At 70.0% G+C, this 14,486-nt stretch carries 14 protein-coding genes; 6 read left to right on the forward strand and 8 right to left on the reverse strand.

Features of this window, described 5'->3' with window-relative positions:
- Positions 1–88 precede the first annotated feature (88 nt).
- From RCR19_RS12980 to RCR19_RS12990, 3 genes are all read left to right on the forward strand, one after another.
- Positions 89–349, forward strand: coding sequence for a UBP-type zinc finger domain-containing protein (locus RCR19_RS12980; protein WP_059128823.1), 261 nt, complete (start codon positions 89–91; stop codon positions 347–349).
- A gap of 273 nt (positions 350–622) precedes the next feature.
- Positions 623–1,036, forward strand: a complete 414-nt coding sequence (locus RCR19_RS12985; protein WP_331265293.1) for an anti-sigma regulatory factor — start codon at positions 623–625, stop codon at positions 1,034–1,036.
- Positions 1,033–2,208 (forward strand): RNA polymerase sigma factor SigF, encoded by a 1,176-nt coding sequence (locus RCR19_RS12990; RefSeq protein WP_331265294.1) that lies wholly within the window; start codon positions 1,033–1,035, stop codon positions 2,206–2,208. The genes RCR19_RS12985 and RCR19_RS12990 overlap by 4 nt, the downstream gene beginning before the upstream one ends.
- A gap of 58 nt (positions 2,209–2,266) precedes the next feature.
- Here the strand turns inward: RCR19_RS12990 and RCR19_RS12995 are convergent, their stop codons facing one another.
- A complete protein-coding gene (locus RCR19_RS12995; protein ID WP_331265295.1) occupies positions 2,267–2,716 on the reverse strand; it encodes a hypothetical protein in 450 nt (149 codons plus the stop codon).
- A gap of 137 nt (positions 2,717–2,853) precedes the next feature.
- Between RCR19_RS12995 and RCR19_RS13000 the strand changes: the two genes are divergently transcribed.
- A complete protein-coding gene (locus RCR19_RS13000) occupies positions 2,854–3,822 on the forward strand; it encodes a diacylglycerol kinase family protein (RefSeq protein ID WP_331265296.1) in 969 nt (322 codons plus the stop codon).
- 318 nt (positions 3,823–4,140) lie between these two features.
- Positions 4,141–4,398 carry a WhiB family transcriptional regulator gene (locus tag RCR19_RS13005; RefSeq protein WP_016639615.1) on the forward strand — a complete coding sequence of 86 codons (258 nt, stop codon included), beginning with the start codon at positions 4,141–4,143 and terminating at the stop codon, positions 4,396–4,398.
- A gap of 181 nt (positions 4,399–4,579) precedes the next feature.
- Here RCR19_RS13005 and RCR19_RS13010 read toward each other — a convergent pair whose 3' ends face one another.
- From RCR19_RS13010 to RCR19_RS13020, 3 genes are all read right to left on the reverse strand, one after another.
- Entirely contained in the window at positions 4,580–6,055 is a 1,476-nt protein-coding gene (locus RCR19_RS13010; protein WP_331265297.1) for a PAS domain-containing sensor histidine kinase, read from the reverse strand.
- 400 nt (positions 6,056–6,455) lie between these two features.
- Positions 6,456–7,163: a TetR/AcrR family transcriptional regulator gene (locus RCR19_RS13015; RefSeq protein ID WP_331265298.1), complete on the reverse strand. Its 708-nt coding sequence runs from the start codon at positions 7,161–7,163 to the stop codon at positions 6,456–6,458.
- Between the two features lie 166 nt (positions 7,164–7,329).
- Positions 7,330–8,403, reverse strand: coding sequence for an SIS domain-containing protein (locus tag RCR19_RS13020; RefSeq protein WP_331265299.1), 1,074 nt, complete (start codon positions 8,401–8,403; stop codon positions 7,330–7,332).
- 222 nt (positions 8,404–8,625) lie between these two features.
- Here RCR19_RS13020 and nagB point away from each other — a divergent pair, with 222 nt between their 5' ends.
- On the forward strand, positions 8,626–9,411 hold the full coding sequence (nagB, locus tag RCR19_RS13025) for a glucosamine-6-phosphate deaminase (protein ID WP_059128906.1): 786 nt from the start codon (positions 8,626–8,628) through the stop codon (positions 9,409–9,411).
- Positions 9,412–9,561: 150 nt separating this feature from the next.
- Here nagB and RCR19_RS13030 read toward each other — a convergent pair whose 3' ends face one another.
- The 4 genes from RCR19_RS13030 to RCR19_RS13045 all read right to left on the reverse strand — a co-directional run bounded on the left by RCR19_RS13030 (position 9,562) and on the right by RCR19_RS13045 (position 14,347).
- Positions 9,562–11,055 carry a glycoside hydrolase family 3 protein gene (locus tag RCR19_RS13030; protein ID WP_331265300.1) on the reverse strand — a complete coding sequence of 498 codons (1,494 nt, stop codon included), beginning with the start codon at positions 11,053–11,055 and terminating at the stop codon, positions 9,562–9,564.
- Positions 11,056–11,065: 10 nt separating this feature from the next.
- Positions 11,066–11,914 (reverse strand): carbohydrate ABC transporter permease, encoded by an 849-nt coding sequence (locus RCR19_RS13035; protein WP_331265301.1) that lies wholly within the window; start codon positions 11,912–11,914, stop codon positions 11,066–11,068.
- The gene (locus tag RCR19_RS13040) at positions 11,911–12,897 is read right to left on the reverse strand and encodes a sugar ABC transporter permease (RefSeq protein WP_331265302.1); all 987 of its coding nucleotides are present in this window, start codon (positions 12,895–12,897) and stop codon (positions 11,911–11,913) included. The genes RCR19_RS13035 and RCR19_RS13040 overlap by 4 nt, the downstream gene beginning before the upstream one ends.
- Positions 12,898–13,060: 163 nt before the next feature.
- On the reverse strand, positions 13,061–14,347 hold the full coding sequence (locus RCR19_RS13045; RefSeq protein WP_331265303.1) for an extracellular solute-binding protein: 1,287 nt from the start codon (positions 14,345–14,347) through the stop codon (positions 13,061–13,063).
- Positions 14,348–14,486 lie beyond the last annotated feature (139 nt).

A 14,486-nucleotide genomic window follows, 5' to 3' on the forward strand; every position in this document is an offset into this window, starting at 1 on the left:
CCCGCCCTCGTCGTCCCCACGGTTTTCCCGGCCCTGCCTGCCGGGATCTCCGCGCGGCTTCGCGCGGACCCGTCGTAACCTGGCCATCATGAAACAGTGCACGCACGCCAACGCGCTGCCGCACCCCGAGCCCGAGCCCCGGAGCGCGACATGCCTGGAGTGCCTCGCCGCCGGTACTCACCCGGTGCAGCTGCGGCTGTGCCTCGAGTGCGGGCACGTCGGCTGCTGCGACTCCTCGCCCCTGCGACATGCGACGTCGCACCACAACGAGAGCGGCCACCCCGTGATGCGCACCTTCGAGCCGGGCGAGGAGTGGCGCTGGTGCTTCGTCGACCATGTACTCGTCTGACCGGAGGATCCCTGCTCGTGTGACTCTGGATCAGGACGGTTCGGCGGTCTGACGTCTGGGTACGTCAAACCGGCGCACGCTCTTCCCGATTGGGCCCGCAGACCTCTAGCCACTGTGCGTATTCATGTGTTTACTATGAGTGACAGCAGGGGTCGGGGTCCCGGGGACAGGAAAGCCGCCGGCGCGATAGCGTCACCGCTGAACCACATAGGGCGTTACCCCGAGGGGCGACCCTCGGCCCCCGAAAATGCTTGTACCACCTTGGAGGTGAGGGTGTCCCAGATCGCAGGCGACCCCGCGACCCAGGACTTCGTGGAAGTCCGGCTTCCGGCAGCGGGTGCCTACCTGTCGGTGCTGCGCACGGCCACGGCCGGTCTCGCGGCCCGTTTGGACTTCACCCTCGACGAGATCGAGGACCTGCGCATCGCCGTCGACGAGGCCTGCGCGATCCTGCTGCAGCAGGCCGTGCCGGGCTCGGTGCTCAGCTGCGTCTTCCGGCTCATCGACGACTCGCTCGAGGTGACCGTCTCGGCTCCCACGACGGACGGTCACGCCCCCTCGCGGGACACCTTCGCCTGGACCGTTCTGTCGGCCCTGGCCGGCAAGGTCTCCTCCGCGGTCGCCGACGACAAGACCGTGTCCATCAGCCTCTACAAACAGCGCGGCGCGGGACCCGGGCCGGCGTGACGAACGGGGACGGGCCGGTGCGGGACGAAGAGCGCGGCACACAAGAGCTCTCCGCCGGGAACGACGGCGGCCCGAGCGGGTCGCGGCGCATGGCGGAAGGCGTGGACGGCATCCCCGAGCAGGCCCGTCCGCACCCGGAGGACGAGGCTTCGGCGCTCGCGGCACCCCCGGTGGGTTCGGCCGCGGCGGGCGAGGCGCTCCCCGTCCGGGGCGGCGGCCGACGGGCGAGCGGCGGTGCCACGCGGAGCACGTCGTCCGGAGTGAGCGGGGCCTCCCCTGTTCATGAAGGCCCCTCCGCTCGAGCCGAGTCGGGACCGGGGGAGGAGCCGACGGCCTGGGGAAGGGTGACGGGCGGGACGATGAGCGAGCACGAGCGAAACGCCGAGCAGAGCGTGCCGGGTGGCGCCCAGCACGACCCACAGGACCGCACCGGAGCGCGGGCCATGTTCGTCGAGCTGCGCAAGCTGAAGGAGGGCAGCGCCGAGTACGCGGAGCTGCGCAACCAGCTGGTCCGGATGCATCTGCCGCTCGTCGAGCACCTCGCACGCCGCTTCCGCAACCGGGGCGAGCCCCTGGACGACCTCACCCAGGTCGCCACGATCGGGCTGATCAAGTCGGTCGACCGCTTCGACCCGGAACGCGGAGTCGAGTTCTCCACCTACGCGACCCCGACGGTCGTCGGCGAGATCAAGCGCCACTTCCGTGACAAGGGATGGGCGGTGCGGGTCCCGAGGCGCCTGCAGGAACTGCGCCTGGCCCTGACGACGGCCACGGCCGAGCTCTCCCAGCAGCACGGCCGCTCCCCCACCGTGCACGAACTGGCCCAGAAGCTGGCCATCTCGGAGGAGGAGGTCCTGGAGGGCCTCGAGTCCGCCAACGCGTACTCGACGCTGTCCCTGGACGTCCCGGACACGGACGACGAGTCCCCCGCGGTCGCGGACACCCTCGGCGCGGAGGACGAGGCACTGGAGGGTGTCGAGTACCGGGAGTCGCTGAAGCCGCTGCTCGAGGATCTTCCGCCGCGGGAGAAGCGCATCCTGCTGCTCCGCTTCTTCGGGAACATGACGCAGTCGCAGATCGCGCAGGAGGTCGGCATCTCGCAGATGCATGTCTCGCGTCTGCTGGCCCGGACGCTGGCGCAGCTGCGGGAGAAGTTGCTGGTCGAGGAGTGACGCGGGGCGACCGGAATCCGGTCGCCCCGCGTACCCGAACCGGCCGGGGCCCGACCGGCTACTTCGGGTTCTCCGCGTTCCCGGGTCCTCGGATGCCCAGCGCCCGGGTCGTCGCCGGGTTCACGAGGAGTACCAGTGCCGCGACCGCGACGACCGCGAGCGCGATGCCGCCCGGGATCGCCATGCTGTCGGCCTGGAGCAGGTTGTAGGCCACGGGCAGCGCCATGATCTGCGTGATGACGGCGGGTCCCCGGCTCCAGCTGCGCCGCAGCAGCAGACCGCGCGCGGCCAGCAGGGGCAGCAGCGCGAGCACGATCAGGGTGACGCCGCCGGTGACGGCCTGCTCACGGTCGTCCGGCGAGCCCGTCAGGCCCAGCACGAGAATCCAGGCCCCGGCGACGACCAGGGCGAGCCCCTCCAGTCCCGCCAGCACCGCCGCGGCGATCAGCCGCCCGGCACGGGGCTCGGAGTCGGGGGTCTCACGGGTGGGGTTCTGCTCAGCGCTCACCCCTGAAGGGTATCGGCCGGGCGGACGCCCGCCGCCGGCCCCTTCGCCGCGACTGTGCCCAAGGCCACGGCCCTCCCTCTTACCGGATCCCTACCTCGGTCTGGGCCGAGTACCGCCCAGTAGGTACCCTGCAATCCATGCGTGCACTTCTCGTGGTCAATCCGGCAGCTACCACCACAAGTGCGCGCACTCGTGACGTTCTGATCCACGCGCTCGCGAGTGAGATGAAGCTCGAGGCGGTCACCACGGAGTACCGCGGACACGGACGCGACCTCGGCCGCCTGGCCGCGGAGAGCGAGGACATCGAGCTGGTGGTCGCGCTCGGCGGCGACGGCACGGTCAACGAGGTCGTGAACGGACTGCTGCACCACGGGCCCGACCCCGACCGGCTTCCGCTCCTCGCCGTGGTCCCCGGCGGCTCGACCAATGTCTTCGCCCGCGCCCTGGGCCTGCCCAACGACGCGGTGGAGGCCACCGGCGCCATCCTCGACGCCCTGCGCGAGAAGCGTGAGCGCACGGTCGGCCTCGGCCTCGCCGCCGGCACGCCGGGCACTCCGGACGAGGCGGTGCCCTCCCGCTGGTTCACCTTCAACGCCGGCCTCGGCTTCGACGCGGGCGTGGTCGGCCGGGTCGAGCAGCAGCGGGAGCGGGGCAAGCGCTCGACCCATGCGCTGTATCTACGCCAGATGGTGCGTCAGTTTCTGGACGAACCGAACCGCAGGCACGGAACGATCACTCTGGAGCGGGACGGGGAGGAGCCGGTCACCGATCTCGTCCTGTCCATAATCTGCAACACGGCGCCCTGGACGTTTCTCGGCAATCGTCCGGTGTACGCGTCACCTAAGGCCTCGTTCGATACCGGGCTCGACGTGCTCGGCCTCAGCCGTGTGTCCACGGTGTCGGTTGCCCGATATGCGACCCAGTTGCTCACTTCGTCCCCCGAACAGGGGCCCCGCGGCAAGCATGTGGTCTCACTGCACGACCTGAGTGACTTCACCTTGCATTCGAAGGTCCCCCTGCCCCTTCAGATGGACGGCGACCACCTAGGACTGCGTACGAGCGTGACGTTCACAGGCGTACGCCGTGCACTGCGTGTGATTGTGTGAGCAGAAGGGGCTAAAGTCCTTTCACTCGAACGTTTAGGCCAGGGTCCACCCCTTGGAAGTACGGCTGTGACCGAGTCGACACCAAGGAATCAAAAAAAACTTTCCGGAAGGGGTTGTATCCGCCGCTGAGGTTTGCGAGTCTCTACGTGGCGCTCGGGACGGCCCGCTTCATCGGCCCCACAGAGAGCCCGAACCCCTCCTCAATCCACAGGACCACGTCAGTGAGTCTGACGGTCGGCCCTTCACTTGTTGAGGGATTCGTGAAAGCGTTCACATTCACAAGCAATCTGCACGTAATACCACGGAGAGGTAGCAGCCATGGACTGGCGTCACAACGCCGTTTGCCGCGAGGAAGACCCCGAGCTCTTCTTCCCCATCGGCAACACCGGTCCTGCGCTGCTGCAGATCGAGGAAGCCAAGGCCGTCTGCCGTCGCTGCCCGGTTATGGAGCAGTGTCTGCAGTGGGCGCTCGAGTCCGGTCAGGACTCCGGCGTCTGGGGTGGTCTCAGCGAGGACGAGCGCCGCGCCATGAAGCGCCGCGCCGCCCGCAACCGGGCTCGTCAGGCCTCCGCCTGACGCACCCGCCCCGTACGAGCCTGGGCTTGGCGGCGCGTACAGCGAGTACGCATCTCCCGCCCCCGAGCCGCAGCGCGCAGTACCCACGATGCGCAGCAAATAGCTGACAACTGAGCTTTAGCCCCGGGCCACTTGTGGTCCGGGGCTCATTGCTGTCCGGTGCGGTTCAGCCGCGCCGCCCTCACTTCTGCGAGCGGACCGGGATGTCCAGGATCACCCGGGTACCGCGCTCCGGGGCCGGGACCATGTCGAAGGTGCCGCCCAACTCGCCTTCCACCAGCGTCCGTACGATCTGCAGGCCGAGGTTGCCCGCCGTGTGCGGGTCGAAGCCCTCGGGCAGGCCGACCCCGTCGTCCTGGACGGTGACCAGCAGACGGGCCTCCTTCGTCGTGCCACCACGGACCGCCGAGACCTCGACGGTGCCGGTGTCGCCCGGGCGGAAGCCGTGTTCGAGGGCGTTCTGCAGGACCTCGGTCAGCACCATGGAGAGCGGGGTCGCGACCTCCGCGTCCAGGATCCCGAAGCGTCCGCTGCGCCGGCCGGCCACCGAGCCGGGCGAGATCTCGGCGACCATCGCGAGCACCCGGTCGGCGATCTCGTCGAACTCCACCCGCTCGTCCAGGTTCTGGGACAACGTCTCATGCACGATCGCGATGGAGCCCACCCGCCTGACGGCCTCCTCGAGCGCCTCGCGCCCACGCGCGGACTCGATGCGGCGGGCCTGGAGACGGAGCAGGGCGGCAACCGTCTGGAGGTTGTTCTTCACCCGGTGGTGGATCTCCCGGATGGTCGCGTCCTTGGTCATCAACTCGCGTTCGCGGCGCCGCAGTTCGGTGACGTCCCGGAGCAGGACCAGCGAACCTATACGCGTGCCCTTGGGCTTGAGCGGGATAGCGCGGAACTGGATCACCCCGTCGCGCGCCTCGATCTCGAACTCACGCGGCGCCCAGCCGCTGGCCACCTTGACGAGCGCCTCGTCCACGGGACCCCGGGTCGGGGCGAGTTCCGCGGTGGTCTTCCCGAGGTGATGGCCGACGAGATCCGACGCGAGGCCCATGCGGTGGTAGGCCGACAGCGCGTTCGGGGATGCGTACTGGACGATTCCGTCGGCGTCCAGCCTGATCAGCCCGTCGCCGACACGGGGTGAGGCGTCCATGTCGACCTGCTGGTCCGGGAAGGGGAAGGAGCCCGCCGCGATCATCTGGGCGAGGTCTGAGGCGCTCTGGAGGTAGGTGAGCTCCAGGCGGCTCGGGGTCCGCACGGTCAGCAGATTGGTGTTGCGCGCGATGACGCCGAGGACCCGGCCCTCGCGCCGCACGGGGATGGACTCGACCCGGACCGGGACCTCCTCGCGCCACTCGGGATCCCCCTCGCGCACGATCCGGCCCTCGTCCAGGGCTGCGTCCAGCATGGGGCGGCGGCCGCGCGGGACGAGATGGCCGACCATGTCGTCCTGGTACGAGGTGGGGCCCGTGTTGGGGCGCATCTGGGCGACCGAGACGTACCGCGTGCCGTCGCGGGTGGGCACCCACAGGACCAGATCGGCGAAGGAGAGATCGGAAAGCAGCTGCCACTCCGACACCAGCAGGTGCAGCCACTCCAGATCGGAGGCGCTGAGGGCGGTGTGCTGGCGGACCAGCTCGTTCATGGAGGGCACGTGAGCGAGGGTACCTGGGGCGCCGGGCGGCGATCGAAACCGGCCGAACGGACGGTCGGCGGGCAGAGGTCCGAGGACGCCCCGGAAACACCCGCGGGCCGCGGCGCCTGGGAGGGACCCTCAACCCTCCCGGCACCGCAGCCCGGAGCAGCAACGGCCGTGGGGTGTGCGGTCCCGGTCGGCCGAAGGTCGAGGAGCCGGAGCAGTCAGGGCAGAGAGCCCGGATCCTCGGTCCGCCTTCCTGTGCGGGGAAGACGGAGGTCTGTGTGTCTCGTCCGCTCGCCCGCGCGACGAGGGACTCACCGTGTCTGGACCTGGTGGACTAGACCACGTCCAGGGACCATGGTGCTGTGTCGGAGGGCGTGTGTCCATGAGTTGGCGGATGTTTGTTGTTGTCTCTTTATCGGACATCCCCCGACGACTCACCGGCAGAGTAGCCGTCTTCGGCCCGTACCCGGGGCCAGTTCGCCATGGCCATGTCGGCGAGTGCTTCCAGTTCCCCCCGGCTCGCGCCGTCACGCGCCTGCTGGGACATGCCCTGGATGATCGCGCGGGCGTACCGGGCGAGTGCGCGGGCATCGGTGCCGGAGTCCAGCTCACCGGCGGCGACACCGGCCCTCACCCGGCTCTCGAAGGCGGCGACCTCCTCGTTCCGCCGCACCCGGAGCAGTTCCTCGACCTCGGGGGTCGTGCAGTTGGTGGCGGCGTGGATGACGAGGCAGCCGTGCGGGTGCCCGGCGGCCGTGTAGAGATCGGCCGCCTCGCCGAGGATGCGCCGGAAAGCCCCGCGGACCGTCGGCTCCTCGGCGAGGGCGCGTTCGCCGAAGGAGCCGTACCGGTCGCAGTAGACGCCGACCGCCTCCTCGAACAGCGAACGCTTGTCGCCGAACGCGGCGTACAGACTCGGTGCGCCGATCCCCATGACCTGCGTGAGGTCGGCCACGGAGGTGGCCTCGTAACCGCGCTCCCAGAACGCGAGCACGGCCTTCTCGAGCGCGGTTTCCCGGTCGAAGGAGCGGGGGCGGCCGCGCGGCCGCCCGACGGAGCGCCCCTGACCGGCGGCGGGAGCGGGCCCGGACCGCAGTTCCTTCTCCCGGCTCTTCCCCATGAACGTGGATTTTATAGCGGGTGCTAGAAAAAAGAACCCTCGCTACGGGGACCTGGGCACGGCATCGTGCCGCCCACCACGGCCGGGCCGCGGCCCCCGGAGACCGCGGCCCGGCGACTCCTCGAGGCCGGGGCCCCGACGGCGTCCGCCCGCCCCTCGCGTCGCCTCAGTGCGTCTGCGTCACCTTGGCCAGGGCGCGCGGGGCGTCCGGGTCCTGGCCGCGCGCGATGGTGACCTCGTACGCCAGGAGCTGGAGCGGAATGATCTCCAGGATCGGCTGGATCTCCTCGGCCACTCCACCGGTCGGCAGGACGAAGCCCGCCGAGGCCCGCTCGACCGCACCGGCGGGCCCGATGACGACGAGGTCGGCACCGCGGCCGCGCAGCCGGTCGAGCACCGGCCTGAGTGCGGCGCCGCCCTTGCCGTCCGTCACCACGGCGATGACCGGCGAGACGTTGTCGACCATGGCGAGCGGACCGTGCAGCAGGTCGGCGCCGGAGTAGGACAGGGCGGGGATGTAGCTGGTCTCCATCAGCTTCAGAGCGGCTTCCTTGGCGGTCGGATAGCCGTAGCCGCGCGAGGTGATGACCATGCGCTCGGCGAAGCGGTAGCGGGAGGCGAGGGCGCGGATCTCGTTCTGCCGTGCGAGCAGTTGCTCGGCGAGGTCGGGCAGGGCCTTCGCGGCGGCCCCGTCACCGCCGCGCAGTCCCTCGACGAAGAGGTACAGGGCGAGCAGGGAGGCGGTGTAGGTCTTGGTCGCCGGGAGGGCCTTCTCCGGTCCGGCCATGATGTCGATGTGGTACTCGGACACGGCGGCCAGCGGTGAGTCGGGGTTGTTGGTCACCGCGAGCGTGAGGGCGCCGGCCTCACGGGCGGCCTTCGTCGAGGCGACCAGGTCCGGGGAGCCACCGGACTGGCTGACGGTGACGACGAGGACATCGGTGAGATCGGGGCGGGCGCCGTACGCGGTGGTCGTCGACATCGAGGTGAGACCGCAGGGCAGGCCGAGGCGGATCTCCAGCAGGTACTTGGCGTAGAGCGCGGCGTTGTCGGAGGTGCCGCGGGCGGTGAGCAGCACGAACCGGGGCCCGCGCGCGGCGATCTCGCGTGCCACCTCCTGGATGCGCGGTGCGCCCGCGTCCAGGATCCGGCGCAGCACGGCGGGCTGCTCGGCCATCTCCCGGGCCATGATCCGACCGGGCGGATCGTCGCTGCGCGGGTTCACGGCGGGAGCGGTCATGGGGCCTCCTCGGGTGGTTCACCGGTACGGCGGGGGCGCCGGCCGACTCCATTCCACTCCCCCGCCCCGCGTCCCGCGCATCCGGGGGGCGAACCGGACATGACGGGCACGGGAACCCCGCCGGCGCGGGCCGCTCCCCGGAGCGGGCGTCTGCTAGATTGGTCTATACCACATTTGCTCCTTCGGTTCCCGGCGAGCCCTCTGAAGATCGGCAGGCCCAGCGTGGAAGTTGTCATCGTCCCGGACGCCAAGGCGGGTGGCGAGCTCATCGCCGAGGCCATGGCGCAGCTGCTCCGGCGCAAGCCCGACGCCCTGCTCGGGGTGGCGACCGGCTCCACCCCGCTGCCCGTCTACGAGGCGCTGGCCGCCAAGGTGGCCACCGGCGGCGTGGACACATCGCGGGCCCGGATCGCCCAGCTCGACGAATATGTGGGCCTGCCGGCCGAGCACCCCGAGTCGTACCGCTCGGTACTGCGACGCGAGGTGCTGGAGCCGCTCGGGATCGGCATGGACGCGTTCATGGGACCGGACGGCACCGCCGAGGACGTGCAGGCGGCCTGCGAGGCGTACGACCGCGCGCTGGCCACGGCCGGCGGCGTGGACGTGCAGCTGCTCGGCATCGGGACCGACGGTCACATCGGGTTCAACGAACCGTGCTCCTCGCTCGCGTCGCGCACGCGGATCAAGACGCTGACCGAACAGACCCGGATCGACAACGCACGCTTCTTCGACGGCGACATCGACCAGGTGCCGCACCACGTCATCACCCAGGGCATCGGCACCATCCTGGAGGCCCGGCACCTCGTGCTCCTCGCCACCGGAGAGGGCAAGGCCGACGCGGTCGCCGCCACGGTCGAGGGCCCGGTCGCGGCGATCTGCCCGGCCTCCGCGCTCCAGCTCCACCGCCACGCCACGGTCGTCGTGGACGAGGCGGCCGCCTCCAAGCTGAAGCTCGCCGGCTACTTCCGGCACACCTACGCCAACAAGCCCCAGTGGCAGGGCATCTAGGGCCGCACAGGGATTACACGCAGGCGCCGGCCACCCCTCGGGGACGGCCGGCGCCTGCGCCGTTCCGGCTACGGCCTGTCCTTCGGATCGTGTCGGCGTCGGTCGAAAGGCGCGGTCTCCCCCCAGCCGGCCTGATCCGAACGACAGCCTCTAGACCCCCGCGATGACCTCCGCCGCCGCCCGGCCGCACACCCGCGCTGCGCCGTAGGTGGCGATGTGCAGGGCGCCGCGTGGCGCGGCCTGGGGAACGCCCATCTCGACCACGATCGTCCCGGGGCGCTGCGCGAGCAGCGTGTCGAGGGCACCGGCCATCCACGGGTGCCGGTGCTCGTCCCGGACCACGGCCACGATCCGCCGCGCCCCTGCGGCCTCCAGCGCGGCCCGCCCGGCTTCCTCCCCCGCGAAGCTGCCCGTCTCCGTGCCCGGGAGCAGCCGGGACAGTTCCGCCGCCACCCCCCACGGTGTCTCCGTGCCCACCGCGATGTTCGCGACCGGGGTGAGAGCGGCGACGAAGGGCGGCTCGTCGAGCGGGGCGAAGGCCTCCGCGCCGGTGACCCTGAGTGCGCGCCGGGCCGCGACCAGGCCGATGCCGTCGTCGCCGGCCGCCCCCGCCGAGGCGTCCGCGGCCGACGCCGATGCGGTCCACCGCGCCAGGTCCCGGACCCGTTCGGCCGCCTCGGCGAGCCGTTCCTCGGCCAGCTCGCCCTCGCGCACGGCCGTGACCAGCGCGTCCCGCAGACGGCGTACCGTCTCGTCGTCCGCGAGGCCACCGCCGACGCAGATGGCGTCCGCCCCGGCAGCGATGGCGAGGACGCTGCCGCGCTCGATGCCGTAGGTCGCGGCGATGGCCTGCATCTCCATACCGTCGGTGACGATCAGGCCCTCGTAGCCGAGTTCGCCGCGCAGCAGTTCGGTCAGGACACGTCGGGACAGCGTGGCCGGGCGGTCCGGGTCCAGCGCCGGGACCAGGATGTGCGCGCTCATCACGGCCCGCGTGCCGGCGGCGATGGCCGCGCGGAACGGCGCGAGTTCGCGCTCCTGGAGCACCGAGGGACCCGCGTCGATACGCGGCAGCGCGTGATGGGAGTCGACCGCGGTGTCGCCGTGGCCGGGGAAGTGCTTGGTGCAGGCCGCCACACCGGCCGCCTGCAGGCCGGTGACGTAGGCGGCGGTGTGCCTGGCCACCAGCTCCGTGTCCGCGCCGAAGGAGCGCACCCCGATGACCGGGTTCGCCGGGTTGGAGTTCACGTCGGCCGACGGGGCCCAGTCGAGGTTCACCCCGCACTCGGCGAGCCGGCGCCCGAGTTCGTGTGCCACCCGGCGGGTCAGGTCCACGTCGTCCACCGCGCCCAGGGCGTGGTTGCCGGGGAAGGAGGATCCCGCTCTCACCTCCAGGCGGGTGACGTCGCCACCCTCCTCGTCGACGGCGACGAGCACGTCGTCGCGTTCGGTGCGCAACTGGGCGGTCAGAGCGGCGAGCTGCTCCCGCGAGGCGATGTTGCGGCCGAACAGCCCCACCGACGCCAGGCCCTCACCGAGGCGCCGCAGCAGCCAGTCGGGGGCGGTGGTGCCGGTGAAGCCGGGCTGGAGGACCGTCAGCGCGTCGCGCGTGAGGGTGTCGGTGCCGCTGGCGAATGTCGTCATCGGGTCGGGGTTATCCCTTCACGGCGCCCGCGGTGAGGCCCGCGGCCATCTTGCGCTGGACGAGGAGGAAGAGAATGACGATCGGCACCGCCATCATCGTGGAGCCCGCCATCATCGGGGCGTACTCGGTGCCGTGCTTGGTGGTGAAGTTGCCGAGCCAGACGGTCGCTGTCTGGTTCTCCTGGCTCATCAGCATCAGGGCGTACAGATACTCGTTCCAGGCCTGGATGAAGCCGTAGACCGAGGTGGCGACCAGACCCGGGGCGAGCAGGGGGAAGACCACCCTCAGGAACGCGCCGGTGCGCGAGCAGCCGTCGACCATCGCGGCCTCCTCCAGTTCGCGCGGGATGTTGACCACGAACCCGCGCAGCGTCCACACCGTGAACGGGAGGATGAACGTGAGATAGGTGATGATCAGACCGGTCAACCTGTCGTACTGACCGAGGTCGTTGAGGAGCAGGAAGACCGGGATGATCATGGAGACCGCGGGGACCATCTGGACCGCCAGAATGCCCACGATCACGATCTTCCGGCCGCGGAAGGCGAAGCGGGAGATGGCGAGCGCGGCCAGCAGGCCGACGACGATGCCGATGGCGACGACCGACAGCGACACGATCAGGCTGCGCCCGACCGGTCCCCAGAAGTCGGCGATGTCCAGCGCGCGGTGGAAGTTGTCCTGGGTGAGGCCCGTCGGCAGCAGGCTCGGGTCGGGATCGATGGCGTCCTTGGCCGGCTTGAAGGCCGTGTCGACCATCCAGTAGACGGGGAAGCCCACCGTGACGAAGACGAGCAGGCCGAGAAGGTTCCAGCCGAGCCGGGACGTTCCGCGGCGGCGCCCCCCGGTGGCGATGGCGCTCATTCGACCTCTCCGATCTTCAGCATCTGACGCATGTACACGGCGACCACACCGAGCAGCAGCAGCACTGTCAGCAGGGCGATCGCCGAACCCTGCGCGTAGTCGTTGACGACGAACGCGCGGTCGTAGGAATAGGTCTGGAGCAACTGGAACTCCTGCTCCGGATGGCCGTTGCGCATCACGAAGACCTGCGGGAAGACGCCCATGTCCCAGATCACCGAGAGGGTCGTGAGCATCACGATGATCGGCTTGAGGATCGGCAGGGTGACGTGCCGGAAGACGCCCCACCCGTTCGCACCGTCCAGGCGGGCCGCTTCCTCCAGCTCCTGGGGCACCTGGGTCAGCCCGGCGGAGAGCGTGATGACGACGAACGGCACCGCACCCCACACCACGAGAAGCATGATCACCGCGAGGCCTTGGGGTCCGCTCGCGAACCAGTTGTGCCCGATCAGCTCCACTCCGGGCAGCTTGCTGAGCAGCGCGTTGAGGATGCCGTAGTCGGAGTCGAAGAGCCACTTGAAGACGGTGGTGGCCACGATGACCGGCATGCCCCAGCTGGCCACCAGCACGATGTTGATCAGTGTTTTCAGCCAGCCGGAGACCCGCTGGAGCAGCAGTGCGATCAGCATGCCGACGACCATGGTGAAGATCACGCAGCCGGCGGCGAAGACGATCGTGCGCAGCACGACGGCCCAGAACTCGCCGTCCCCCAGCACCGTCGTGAAGTTGTCGAACCCGACCGACTCGGCCGGCTGGAACCCCCAGAGCTGCGACTGCCCGAACTTCTGGAAGGACAGGGTGACCAGGCGGACCAGCGGATAGCCCATGACCAGGACGAGGATCAGCAGGCAGGGCGCGAGCAGCAGCCATGGGACCGGGGCCCCGTTCGCCGTGCGGCCTCTGCGTGGCCCGTCCGGGAGGGCCCGTTGTGGCGCCGGCCGCGGAGGCGGCACCTTGGCGGGGGTGGTCGTGTCTGCGGCACTCATCGCGCGCTCCTCAGGAGTCCCTCAGGTCGTACAAGGGCGAAGCCCCGCACGGTCGTACGAAGGCGGAACCCCGTACGGCGCACGGGATCAACGCCCGCGCGGCCGTACGGGAGGCAGGGCCCCGCCCCGGATCCCCCCGGGGTCACGGGGCCCTGCGCTCAGGTCACTTGGTGTTGATGACCTTGTCGATCGCGGCGTCCGCGTCCTTCGCGGCGGCTTCGACCGACTTCTTGCCGGTGCCGATGTTCTGCAGCATGGTCTGCAGGATCTGCGCCTTCTCGACCTGGCCCCAGCCCGGTGCCATCGGGACGAACCAGTTGGACTCGGCCGCCGTGGCCGGAACCGCCGTCGCCGGGTCGTTCTTCAGCGTGGCGAGGTCGGTCTTGTTGTTGGGCAGGTTGCCCTTGGCCATCAGGCCCTTCTGGCCCTCGGAGCCGGTGAACGCGTTGATCCACTCGGCGGCCAACCCCTGCGCCTTGGACTTCACCGGGATCGCGAGGTCCGAACCACCGAGGAACACCGGGATGTTCTTGCCGGACGGGCCGGGCATCACGAAGTTCTCGAGGTTGTCCTTGAGCTTGCCGGTCTTGTCGTTCTTCGGGTCGGCCGCGGTCGCGCCCTCCCACGCGGCGCCGAAGATCATGGCGGACTTGCCCTGGCCGTAGACGATGTAACGGTCCGACTCGTCCTTGGTCTTGTCCCCGTGCATGTACTTGTCGACGATCGACTTGAAGTCGTTCAGCCCCTTGAGGGACTCCGGCGAGGAGAGGTTGGCCTTCCACTGGCCGCCCTCCTCCTTGGCGATCGAGCCGCCCGCGTCGTAGACGAAGGACATCGCCGCGTACCAGTCACGCGTCGGCTGGTACCAGGCGTTGAACTTGGCACCCTCCTTCTTCTGGATCTTGTCCAGGTCGGCGGTCAGCTCCTGGTACGTCTTCGGCGGTGTCTTGATACCGACGGAAGCGGCGACGTCCTTACGCCAGTTGGCGACACGGCCGCCGGCGTAGTAGGGGACGCCGTACGTCTTGTCCTCGTACGTCACCGAGGCCTTGAGGCCGTCCAGCCACTGCCCGGAGTTGTCGAACGTGGACGGGTCGACGGGGGCGAAGGCGCCCTTGACCATGTAGCCGAGCATCTCGGTGTTGCCCATCTCGACCACGTCGGGCGCCTTGTCGGTGGCGAGGACCGCGTCGAGCTTCGTGTTCTTGTCCGGCCAGCCGTAGTACTCGTGCTTGATCTTGAGGCCGGGGTGCTTCTTCGCCACGGCGTCGTCGGCGGCCTTCACCAGCGCGGGCCAGTTGTTCTGCGCGTCGACCGTCAGCCAGACGGTGAGTTGCTTGGCGTCCGTTCCCTTGTCCGACCCCCCGGACTTGTTGTCACTGTCCCCGCACGCCGCGATGGAGACCATCATGCCCGCGATTCCGATCGCCGCTATCAGCTTGCGCTTCACGCCATCCTCCTCAGGGATGCCACCAACCCCCCTTGTCCCCGCGGCGACTGACGACGAGTACCGCCCGTGGGGCCGGGAACTGGACCAATGGTGTAGACCAGTGCGGGAAGCTTGGCCCAGACCAATAGGAGTGTCAAGG

It is taken from the genome of Streptomyces sp. WAC07094, from assembly GCF_036320405.1.
GTDB classification, from domain to species: domain Bacteria; phylum Actinomycetota; class Actinomycetes; order Streptomycetales; family Streptomycetaceae; genus Streptomyces; species Streptomyces lannensis.